Genomic DNA, 10,915 nt, shown 5'->3' with positions numbered 1-10,915 from the left:
ATGGCTTTCTCGTCGCTTGGAAAACTCTTTCACTTCAAAACAAGTGATTTTCGCGGCGCCCGCACGGAAAGCGGAGGATTGCTTCTGGACATATTCGAAAGAAGCAGGGCGGGGAACTTCTCGAGTTCGTCCATGTTCCCCAGCATATTTGAACTCTCACCTTCAATCGACACCGCGATTTCGGCTTTTACCCTGATGCCCTATGTCACCCCGGGCAGCACTCTGCTGGAAATTGCGAGCCCAATCCGCCTCTCTCTGCGGGATGACGGCCAGATGCTCGAGTGGCTCTGTATTGCTTTGACCAAAAGCGGCCTTCTGAGGCCGATCGAGTTGGCCGTCGCAATTTACCAACAAGGTCCCTCGAACTTTGCCGATTCAGATCTTCCTTATCAACTTTCCATAGCGTTGGAATCTTCGGTCAGCGACATCTTCTATGGCCCGCGCATGGTTCCAGGCACCATCGACGAATTCGACCCGGATCGCGCCCAGTACGAAGTCGCAGAATATACGCAATTGGTAATGTCACGGATCGACGAAATCAGGAAAAGATACCCCAGCCATGCCAGCGTATCGTTTCTGCATGGTCAGCCGATCAACCTAGCCGAGACCGCACTCAATTTGTTGAATTCGATGGCGAAGGCGCACGACAATGAAGATGTGGTCGTCGCACGCGATGCCATTGAGGCATTTACGGGATTCGACCTTTCGGATTTCTATCGGAAAAGCCAGTTGGACCGAATAGCCGCCGCGGCGGCGCTGGAGCGCCTATTCGACGAAGTCGACCTTTATCAATTCAAACCGGGTGTACGCCATTTCTTCGGCAAACCGATTCCAGACTGATCGGCAATTCGGCACCGTGCTATTTGCCGGCGCGGGCAAGGAATTTCCTCACCTTATCGAGATCGAGATCGAGGATACGAATTTCGGTTTTGCTCGACAGCATGCGCAAGACAAAGAGTTCGCCTGCCTCGGGAAATTCGTCATGGCACTGCTGAGCAATCTCCTGGCCCACTCTTCCGGCAACGCGCAGCCCATCGAGATGAGCTTCCAGCCGCTCGACCAACCTGGCCATCCGATCATCGTCCATCTCAGGGTTCTTGCCAGGATGCAACAGATTGTAGTCGTAGACCGTCCACAGAAAGGCTGCCATTTCGGCATGCTGGCGGACAATCTCTCGCAGGACTGGCGCAGACATCAGTTCAGGTTCACCGAGCCGCCCCGAATACGGTTCGCCGCACTTGCGTGACTCGTCACATAGGTGCCGCGAATGGTGATCCGACCGTCTTTTTCCATGGTGATCACGGCCTTGCCACAGCGCAGTTCGATGCGCTCCTCGCCTGTGATTCTCACCCGCTCGCCATCGCGGACGACATGAGGGTTGGCCGATTTTCCCTTCGGTTCGACGATGCGTCCGACAATTAGCGGCTGACGAAGGTCGCCCCCTTGAAACAACAGGGCAACTTCGGAGCCAATCATATCGGAGTTCAACTCGGCGAGGCTGCGGGCCGGAAGAGCTGTTTCTTGGGGGTTGCCCGGAAAAACAACGAGTGGCCCGTCCTCGCCAAAGCCGAGAAAAATTCCAATTACGACGCCTTCGATTCGTTCGACGATCTTTGCCACTGACGATCCCTCAGTTCTGCTTGATTTCCGAACCCTTCATGACGATGTCGCCCGATGCCTTGGCGAATATCTTGCCGCTTGCAGTTATCGTTATGTCATTGCCCTTGATGCCAATCGTTCCATCCTTCTTCATAATGATGGAAGCATCTCCGCACTTGATGGTGATTTCGTCACCTGCATCGATGACCAACTTCTTGCCGACACCAATCGAACCGTTCTCGCCAATGGTGATTCCACTGCCTTTGGCTATTTTGAGTGCATGGGCGCCGCCGATATCGGTAATGTCATCGGCCGCTATCTTGGCAGTCCGAGCCTTGCCTATCTCTGTTGCCTGCCCGCCGCCGATATTGACGCTCTGGTTGCTTGCTATGTCAACGCCCTGATTGGCGCCGATATTCCAGCTGTCATTGGCTCCTATGTCGTGGCTCTGACTGATCCCAACGCTCACCGAGCGGCTCGCGCCGATGGTGTTTGTCTGCGTGGCGCCCACCGTCCTCGCTTCCGCTGCCCCCACCGTATCCACGCGCGCCACACCCACCGTGACCGTCTGATTGAGCCCCACGGTCTGCGAATGGTTGGCGTCGATGTTCTCGGTCGAGTTGGCGACGACGTGGATCGTCTCGTTGGCCATAACCGTCAGCGACCGGTTCGCACCCACTGTCTCAGTGTCGTTCGAGCCGATGTTGGTGGTCTGGTCGACGCCGATCTTGACCGTCTTGTTGTTGCCCACGTCCTCGTCGAGATTGTGGCCGACGGAGTGCTTGGCGTCGTGGTCGATGCGGTCGGACTGGTCGTGCTGCACCGTCTTGTTGCGGTCGTGCTTGATCAGCAGGTGGTGATCTTTCTGCGCCTGGAAATTGACCAGCTCGGAGCCGGCCTTGTCCTCGAACATCAGTTCGTTGTAGCCGCCGCCACCTTTCGAGGAATTCGACTTCCATCCGGATTGCGTGGCGTTGCCCGGCAGCCCGTAGGGCGGCATCTGCGAAGCGTTGTAGACGCGGCCGGTGATGATCGGCAGGTCCGGATCGCCTTCTATGAAATCGACGATGACCTCCTGGCCGATGCGCGGAATTTGGATGAAGCCCCAGTTGCTGCCGGCCCAGGTCTGCGAGACGCGCACGAAGCAGGATGAGTTCTGGTCCTTCTTGCCGAGCCGGTCCCAATGGAACTGGACCTTCACCCGGGCGTATTTGTCGGTGAAGATCTCCTCGCCCGAAGGCCCGACGACCGTTGCCGTCTGGGGGCCGCGCATGATCGGCCGCGGCGTGATGCGCGGCGGCCGGTAGGGCAGCTTGGTCGGCGCCACGCCGAGCACCACCTTGAAATTCTCGCTGTGGGCCTCGTTCTGCGTCCGGTAGCCCGGATCGAACAGCCGGTATTCGGCGCTGACCACCAGATAGTCCTGGTTCTGGTCGTCGCGCGGAAAGCTTTCGAGCGTGAACTTGCAACCGGAAAAAAGGCCGCGCACGGTGCCCACCGCCGTGCTGTGCTGGTGCACCGCCTGGAGTTCCTCGCGGCGGATCCCGGCGATCTTGTCGCCGCGGCCGACATCGAGATGCGCGCCGGGCTGGCGATAGTTCTCGCCAGAGGCCTCCTTATGGGCGAAAGGCTGGGCGGATTTCGCCATCAGATCGGCACCGGGCTTCTCGAAATCATAGTCCGTATGCGCATAGGCGCCCGGCCGCACCGCGCTGCCTGGAATCCATTCGGTGATGTATTCGACATCGCGCCGGGAGGCCTGGCCCTCGAAGTTGTAGAGCACCTTCTCATAACCGGGCGCCGGCTTCAGCTTGCTCATCGCGTCGCAGAGGATGAGCGTGTGCTTGCCTTCGTCATGCTCGAAGAAATAGAAGATGCCCTCGTGCTCGAGCAGCCGCTGCACGAAATCAAGGTCGCTCTCGTCATACTGGACGCAGTACTCGCGCTGGGGATAGGAACCCTGCAGCCGCTTCTCGAATTTGGCGATGCCGTATTTCGAGAAGATCTTCTCGACGATCTCCACCGCCGTCATATTCTGGAAGATGCGGCAATCGGTGGTGTTACCGAGGAACCAGAGCCATGGCCTGACGGTCGCCTCGTAGAAGGCCAGCCGGTCCTCGATGCGGGTCAGCTTGAAATCCGACACGAGGCCGCTGAACCAGCGCTTCGGATCGGATTCGCCTTCGACCGAGACGACACCACCCAGCATCTTCAACGGGTCGATGTCACGGTTCTTCGAGACGAAGCCGACCGTATAGGCGAAACAGCGGCTGATCTCATCGCGGCCGATGAGATGGGTGAAGGTCAGGTCGGCGCCAGCCGGCGTCTGTACAACCGTGGCACGTTCGTTCGGCATGGGTGGTGCCCCTCCTCGACGCGGCCGCCAGTGTGATGGTTTGAAGCCCCCGCTCTATTAACTGCATCACGTTCGGGAGCGCTCGAGTTCACCGCACCGTACCGAGGTCAGCCTAGCACATGTTTGAGGGAGGCCAAATAACAGCGATAGCTAAACCGCGCGCGCACACTGGTGTGAAACGCTCCTCTCCCGCTCCGCTTGCAAGCTGCTAGAATACCGAAGCAATTCCGGGAAAGCGCCCGTGGCTTTCCGCCTGGAATTGCACGAAAGATAAGCATTTGTTGACCAAGTTCGGCGACGCTTCCGGATGTTCATCTCTCTCCAGATCAGCAATGTCGACAGGCTGCCGGCCGGGACCGCCGCCAGCTATGCCGCTCGCGACCGCAGCTTCGAGATCGGCCGCGAGAATTGCGACTGGACGTTGTCCGATCCGGACAAGTTCATCTCGGGCCGGCACTGCGAGGTCCGCTACCAGGCGGGTTCGTTCTGGCTCTACGACCTTTCGCGCAACGGCACTTTCGTCAATGGTTCCAACCAGCGCATGGCCGGGCCGCACCGGCTGGCCCAGGGCGACCGGCTGCTGATCGGCCGTTATGTCGTCGGCGTCTCGATCGAAGAGGAACGCGCCGCGAGCGGATATCCGCAGACCAGGACCGGATCGACGCAGCGCGAGCTGCCGCCCTCGACCGGCCGGCCCCTGGATTCCGGCCAAGAGCCGTTCTTCAGTCCGGCGGGACAGCGCTCCGCCGGAGCGGCGTCTGTCTCGACGTCCTCGGCGCTGCAGCCAGGGCCGGCGGTCCCGCCCAGCCGGCCGGCGGAAGCGGACGCTATATTGCGCGAGATAGCTAAAGCGGCCGGCATGCCGCCGGACATGCTGCAGGCGCGCGACCCGCATGACGTCGCGGCCGAGATCGGCGCGGTGCTGAGGATCACGGTCGAGCAACTGTCCCTGCTGCTCAAGGCGCGCGCGGCGGCAAAGGTGCTCGCCAAGAGCGCGCACCGCACGATGATCGGCGCCGAGGACAATAACCCGCTGAAATTCGTGCCGGGCACCGACGACATATTGGAGATCATGTTCGCCAAGCGCAGGGCCGGCTATCTCGATGCCAGGCACAGCGTCGAGGACGCGTTCCACGATCTGAAGTCGCATGAGATCGCGACCTACGCCGCCATGCAGACCGCACTGTCGCGGCTGCTCGACGATCTGTCGCCGGAAGCGATCGCCAAGAAGATCCCGCCCGCGTCCTTCTCGTCCAGAAAGAGCCAGGCCTGGGATGCCCTCGTCGCGACATGGCGGACGATGGAAGACAAGCATGAGAACGGCATGCTGGATGTCTTCCTCGCCTATTTCGCCGAAGCCTACGCCAAGGCCGACAAGCAGAAATAGCCGCACGGGCACTGGCGCATTTCACCGTTTCACGGTGACGGTGAAATGCGCCATCTTCTTGTTTTCACACAATTCCGGACGGAAAACCGCTCACACTTTTCCTGGAATTGCTCTGACCGCGTCCGCCGTATGTGACCGGCCTCATAGAAGAAGCCGCCTCTTCGAGCATGGTGCTTCCGGATTCAATCCGCGGCCCGTTTCAATTGGGTATCCGGGCGACTAGAATGCACAGGGACGCCGGCCCGGCGGGCAAGGCGGCGAGGCTTGGGGCGTGTGCAGCAATGTCATGTTTCGGCGAGATGAGCCTTTCCATGCGGCCCGCCGCCGAGGCTCAGCCTGAGATGCGTTCCCCCGGCCGAAGACATGCCCGTTGCAGCGGGAAGGCGGGGCGCCCCCGATGAGCTCGAAGGACGATCCTTCCAAGCCGGCGGACAAGACCGTCATCCGCGCGCCGCGGCCGAAGCAGAAGCCGCTTGCGGCCTCCGAGAGGTCCGGTCCGGAAGGCGCTCGGCCAACCCCATCGCCCTCCCGCGAAGCGACGGTGTTCGATCCCGGCGGCGGCCGGCAGATGCCCACCGGCTGGTCGTCCGGAACCGTGCTCTTCCAAGGGCCAACCCCGGGAACAGCCGCGAATGCGGCGCCGGGTGTGCGGCAGGATGCCCTGTTCGATGCCACGAGTGGCGTGAAATACACCGCGGCCAATCCGATCCTCGCCGCGGCGGCGCCGCTGCTGATGCTTCTCGGCCAATTGCGGCTGATGCCGGTCGACCGGCAAGCCGCACCCTTGGCAGAGCATATCGCCGATGCGATCGAGACCTTCGACCTTGCAATCGCGAAGGCAGGCGTAGCCGAGCAAGACGCACGGATCGCCAAATTCGCCCTTTGCGAAACCGCCGACGACCTTGTCGGCAATTTGCCTTGGCCGAGCAAGGACAGCTGGCTTCGGCACAGCCTGGTGGCGCGGTTCTTCCACACCCAACCGACCGGCGCCGGCTTCTACGAAGCGCTGAACAACATTCTCGCCAGGCCGGAAGCGCATTACGACCTGCTCGAGCTGATGCATGCCTGCCTGTCGCTCGGCTTCGAGGGCCAGTATCGGGGGCTGGCCAAGGAGCGAAACACGCTCGAACGCGTCCGGCGCGACGTCTACGACACGCTGCGCTACTTCAAACCGCGCGCCGGCGAAGACATCTCGCCACGCTGGCAAGGCATGGCGGCGGCGCTGCCGAAGCCGAGGGCACGGCTGCCGCTCTGGGCGGTCGCGGCCGCCGCGGCGACGCTGGTGACGGCGGTTTTTTTCGGGTTGCGGGTGCTGATCACCGATGAAGGCGACGCGACCGCGGGCGAGTTGCTGGCGCTCAATCCATCGACGCCCGTCACCATCGAGCGCGCCAGCGTGGCGGCGCCCACTGAGCCGGCGCAAGCCAGCCCGCCGCCGCCCGCGGCTCCGGATACCGCCCAGATCGACCGCATCCGCGCCGCACTTGCCAAGGAGATCGCAGGCGGCGGGCTGAGCGTCGGCGAGAAGGGCGCATTCATCGTGGTCGAGATCAACAACCAGCTTTTGTTTGCATCGGGCCAGGCGGACCTGAAGCCGCAGTTCCAGCCGGTCGCGGCCGATCTCGCCGCCGCGCTCGACGCCGAACCCGGACCGATCAACATCATCGGCCACACCGACAATGTGAAACCGAAGAAGTCGAGCCAGTTCAAATCGAATTTCGACCTCTCGGTAGCCCGTGCCAAGGCCGTGGAGGCGATGATGGCCAAACAGTTGAACGATCCGTCGCGGCTCAGTGCCGACGGCAAGGGTGAGGATGAACCGATCGCCGACAATGGCACGGCTGACGGCCGCGCCAGGAACCGCCGCGTCGACGTGATGATACCGAGACAGGCGACCTTGCAGACCGGCGCGGCAGAGAGCGGCGACTGATGCGCTGGCTGCTGCGGATCTTCAGCGTGCTCGCGCTTGCCGGTTTCTCGGCGGCGGTCTGGTATGCCGGGCCGCTGATCCGTTTCGCCGATACGCGCCCGCTTGGTCCGGTGTGGCCCAGGGCCACGATCATCGGCGTCACCGTCGCGGTGCTTGCGCTGTTCTACGGGGTCCGCTTCTGGCAGCGGCGCAAGGCGCAGAAGGCGCTCGAAACGGCCATGGCGCGCAGCGACGAGCGCAACGACGATGCCCAGGTGCTCGAAGCGCGCATGAGCGAAGCGATCGCGACGCTGAAGCGGACGAGCGGCAAGCGCAACTTCCTCTATGACATTCCCTGGTACATCATCATCGGCCCGCCCGGCGCCGGCAAGACGACGGCGCTGGTCAATTCCGGGCTGAAATTCCCGCTTGCCGGCTCCGGCAGCGCGCAGCCGGTGGCCGGCGTCGGCGGCACGCGGTCCTGCGACTGGTGGTTCACGGACGAAGCGGTGCTGATCGATACGGCCGGCCGCTACACGACGCAGGAGTCGGACCGCGAGCGCGACAAGGCAAGCTGGCTGACGTTCCTGGGATTGCTCAAGAAGCACCGCACCAGGCAACCGATCAACGGCGTGATCCTCGCCATCAGCCTTTCGGATCTCATAGGCTTCGACGACCGGCAGCTCGACGCGCATGTCACCGAGATCAGGAGCCGCCTGCGCGAGTTGCATGAGACGCTCAAGATCCAGTTCCCGGTCTATCTGCTCTTCACCAAAGCCGATCTCGTTGCCGGCTTCATGGATTATTTCGGCGATTTCGACGAGGCGCGCCGGCGCAAGGTGTGGGGTGCGACATTCCAGACCGCGGACCGCACCAAGAACATGGCCGGCGAAGCGCCGGCGGAATTCGACGGACTGGCCAAGCGGCTCGCCGAGGAAGTCGCCGACCGCCTGCAGGAAGAGGCCGACCCCGTGGCGCGGATCGCGCTGTTCGGTTTTCCGGCGCAGTTCGGCGCGCTGAAGAGCCGGACAATTCAGTTCGTCGGCAGCCTGTTCGACACCTCGCGCAGCCAGGTCAATGTGAGCCTGCGCGGGCTCTATTTCTCGTCGGGCACCCAGGAAGGCACGCCCTTCGACCAGGTGCTGGGCGCGATCGGCCGCAGTTTCGGCAGCGCTTCGCAGGCGCATCTTTCCGGCGCCGGCAAGAGCTTCTTCCTGCACGACCTGCTGACCGAGGTGATCTTCCCGGAATCGGGCTGGGTCTCCTTCGACAGGGCGGCCGAGCGGCGTATCCGGCTCGCAAGGTTCGGCGGCCTGGCGGCGATCGCGCTGGCAGCCTCGGCGGCGCTCGGCGTGCTGGGCCTCAACTTCTTCGCCAACAGGGAGCTGATCGCCTCCACCAGGCAAGCCATGGCGCATTATCGCGACAGCGCCGACAGCCTGCTGAAGAGCACGACGGTGACCGACGTCGACCTCGAAAACGTCATCGGCCCGCTCGACCAATTGCGCAACCTGCCCGCCGGCTTCGAAAATGGCGACCAGGGAAAGCCGATCGAGGAGACGTTCGGCCTCAGCCAACGCGCGCGGCTGCTGTCGGCCTCCAAGACCGCCTACCGACAGGCGCTGGAGCGGACCTTTCGCTCGCGGCTGCTGGTGCAGGCCGAGCGGACGATCCAGGCCAGGATGGCCGATCCGGTCGCGCTCTACGAGCCGCTCAAGATCTACCTGATGCTGGGCGGCAAGGCGCCGAAGGTCGACGACGAGCTGATCGTCTCGTGGATGAAGCAGGACTGGGAGGAGAACCGCTACCCCGGCGAGAACAACCGCGAGGGCCGCGCGCAGCTCGAAAAGCATCTGCGCGCCATGCTTGCGCTCGACGACGCCTATGATCCAACCTTCGCGCTGAACCAGCCGCTGGTCGAAGCCGCGCAGCGCTCGCTCGGCCGCATGAGCCTCGCCGACCGCGCTTCGGCGCAGATCAAGTCGGCGGTCTACGCGGCAGGGCTGCAGGATTTCTCGATCGCCGCGAAGGCCGGTCCGGAAGCGCAGCTGCTGTTCGAGCGCACGGATGGCAGCGACCTCGCCGATCTTGAAGTCCCCGGCCTTTACACGCGCGCCGGGTTCAATCGCTTTTTCCTGCCGCAGCTCTCGCGCATCGCGCAGATGCTCGTCGACGACCGCTGGGTGCTCGGCGGCGGCGGCGAGCAGGGCGGCATCGACCAGGATCTGCCCAAGCTCGGTCCCGAGCTTATCGATCGCTACGGCAAGGAATTCGCCGCCGCCTGGAACGGCGTGCTCGACCAGTTGAAGCTCAAGACGATGCTGAAGGACAAGCCGCAATATCTGACGCTTTCCGCAGTGGCCGCGCCGGACTCGCCTCTCGACCAGCTCTTCACCGCGATCGCCGACGAAACGGCGCTGACCAAGGACAGCGCCGCCGAGGGCGATATCGCGACGGCGCAGCAGGACGCCGCCAACATGGCCAAGGGCCTCGCCCGCATCGGCCTGCAGATCGCCGGCGGCAAGTCGCAAAGCCGCGCCGGCGCGAGTTCGGCCGTCACGCAGAATGCCGGCGCGAGCGTCGAGGCGCAGTTCCGCTCGTTCCAGGCATTAGTCAGCGGCAACCCCGGACGGCGGCCGCTCGATGCGCTGACGCAGAACTTCCACGACATCTTCCAGAGCCTCAAGCTCGCCGCCGACGTCCCCACGCAGACCGAACGGGTCAACGCCAATTTGCAGCTGCAGATCTCAACGCTGCGCGCCAATGTCTCGCGCCTGCCCAAGCCGCTGGCGCGCATGGTCAATTCCGCGGCGGACGAGCTCGAAGGCAATGTCGCCAAGGCCTCCGTCGCCAACCTCAACCAGGCCCTCGACCAGACGGTGACGCGCGCCTGTGAAGCGGCGGTCAATGGCCGCTACCCCTTCACTCGCGACAGCATCGACGATATCTCGATGGCGGATTTCACCAAGCTGTTCGCGCCGGGCGGCCTGATGGATCGTTTCTTCGCGCAGAACCTTGCGCCGCTGATCGACATGACCGGCCAGGAATGGACCTGGAAGCAGGACGCGCGTTCCAGTAAGGATCTTGCAAAATCGACCTTGAAGGCGTTCCAGGCGGCGGCGGAAATCCGCAGCGCCTTCTTCCCTTCCGGCGGCTCGGCGCCCTCGGTCTCGATCACCATCACACCCACGTCGCTGAACAGCGAAGTCGACAGTGCCGTGCTCAACGTCGACGGGCAGACGGTCCAGAGCGCCCAAGCCGGCAACGCGCCGAGCATCGTGACATGGCCGAGCGGCGCCGCGTCCGGATCGGCGAGCCTCAGCCTCACGCCGGAAATGCCTGGACGCGAGTCCGCGCTCAAATTCGACGGGCCGTGGGCGTTGAAGCGGCTTTTCGACAAAGCGACCGTCACCGGCGACGGCGCCAGCACAGAAGCGCGTTTCGTGATCGGCGGACGCGACGTCGCCTACACGATCCAGGCTGGCTCTGGTGCCAATCCCCTGCTGCTGCCTGCTTTGTCCGGTTTCAGCTGTCCGAAGGCGTTCTGAGATGACTGGATCGCGCCTTCATTTCGATACTCTAATGTACATGCTTGTGGCAGAGTGGCCTGGGCACGCGGCCCATGGCTGGTCACAGAGGACGCTCGCTGAGCGCTTGGTGGCAA

General features: G+C 63.0%; 7 protein-coding genes. 4 read left to right on the top strand and 3 right to left on the bottom strand.

What is annotated here, in order from left to right; all coding sequences use genetic code 11:
• On the top strand, nucleotides 1–840 hold the full coding sequence (locus MJ8_RS04975) for a hypothetical protein (protein WP_201413351.1): 840 nt from the start codon (nucleotides 1–3) through the stop codon (nucleotides 838–840).
• Nucleotides 841–859: 19 nt separating this feature from the next.
• On the opposite strand, the gene MJ8_RS04970 is transcribed toward MJ8_RS04975, so the two are convergent.
• From MJ8_RS04970 to tssI, 3 genes are read right to left on the bottom strand one after another with little or no spacing between them, the layout of a single operon-like run.
• On the bottom strand, nucleotides 860–1,150 hold the full coding sequence (locus MJ8_RS04970; protein ID WP_412177092.1) for a hypothetical protein: 291 nt from the start codon (nucleotides 1,148–1,150) through the stop codon (nucleotides 860–862).
• 44 nt (nucleotides 1,151–1,194) lie between these two features.
• Nucleotides 1,195–1,620: a DUF6484 domain-containing protein gene (locus MJ8_RS04965; protein ID WP_201413350.1), complete on the bottom strand. Its 426-nt coding sequence runs from the start codon at nucleotides 1,618–1,620 to the stop codon at nucleotides 1,195–1,197.
• Between the two features lie 10 nt (nucleotides 1,621–1,630).
• Nucleotides 1,631–3,955: a type VI secretion system tip protein VgrG gene (tssI, locus tag MJ8_RS04960; protein ID WP_201413349.1), complete on the bottom strand. Its 2,325-nt coding sequence runs from the start codon at nucleotides 3,953–3,955 to the stop codon at nucleotides 1,631–1,633.
• Nucleotides 3,956–4,262: 307 nt separating this feature from the next.
• Between tssI and tagH the strand changes: the two genes are divergently transcribed.
• The 3 genes from tagH (at nucleotide 4,263) to tssM (ending at nucleotide 10,799) form a co-directional block, all read left to right on the top strand.
• On the top strand, nucleotides 4,263–5,342 hold the full coding sequence (tagH, locus tag MJ8_RS04955) for a type VI secretion system-associated FHA domain protein TagH (RefSeq protein WP_201413348.1): 1,080 nt from the start codon (nucleotides 4,263–4,265) through the stop codon (nucleotides 5,340–5,342).
• 397 nt (nucleotides 5,343–5,739) lie between these two features.
• Nucleotides 5,740–7,272 carry a type VI secretion system protein TssL, long form gene (gene tssL, locus MJ8_RS04950; protein ID WP_201413347.1) on the top strand — a complete coding sequence of 511 codons (1,533 nt, stop codon included), beginning with the start codon at nucleotides 5,740–5,742 and terminating at the stop codon, nucleotides 7,270–7,272.
• Entirely contained in the window at nucleotides 7,272–10,799 is a 3,528-nt protein-coding gene (gene tssM / locus MJ8_RS04945; protein WP_201413346.1) for a type VI secretion system membrane subunit TssM, read from the top strand. The genes tssL and tssM overlap by 1 nt, the downstream gene beginning before the upstream one ends.
• The last annotated feature ends 116 nt before the right edge of the window (nucleotides 10,800–10,915 follow it).

The organism is Mesorhizobium sp. J8 (assembly GCF_016591715.1).
In the GTDB taxonomy this organism is placed as follows: domain Bacteria; phylum Pseudomonadota; class Alphaproteobacteria; order Rhizobiales; family Rhizobiaceae; genus Mesorhizobium.
Note: the sequence above shows the minus strand (reverse complement) of the source record. Positions and strands in the feature narration are given on the sequence as shown.

What these genes read in the sequence shown, in the direction of transcription:
- MJ8_RS04975 (WP_201413351.1), top strand. Translation starts at nt 1, where the DNA reads ATGGCTTTCTCGTCGCTTGGAAAACTCTTTCACTTCAAAACAAGTGAT.
- MJ8_RS04970 (WP_412177092.1), bottom strand. Translation starts at nt 1,150, where the DNA reads ATGGCAGCCTTTCTGTGGACGGTCTACGACTACAATCTGTTGCATCCT.
- tssI (WP_201413349.1), bottom strand. Translation starts at nt 3,955, where the DNA reads ATGCCGAACGAACGTGCCACGGTTGTACAGACGCCGGCTGGCGCCGAC.
- tagH (WP_201413348.1), top strand. Translation starts at nt 4,263, where the DNA reads ATGTTCATCTCTCTCCAGATCAGCAATGTCGACAGGCTGCCGGCCGGG.
- tssL (WP_201413347.1), top strand. Translation starts at nt 5,740, where the DNA reads ATGAGCTCGAAGGACGATCCTTCCAAGCCGGCGGACAAGACCGTCATC.
- tssM (WP_201413346.1), top strand. Translation starts at nt 7,272, where the DNA reads ATGCGCTGGCTGCTGCGGATCTTCAGCGTGCTCGCGCTTGCCGGTTTC.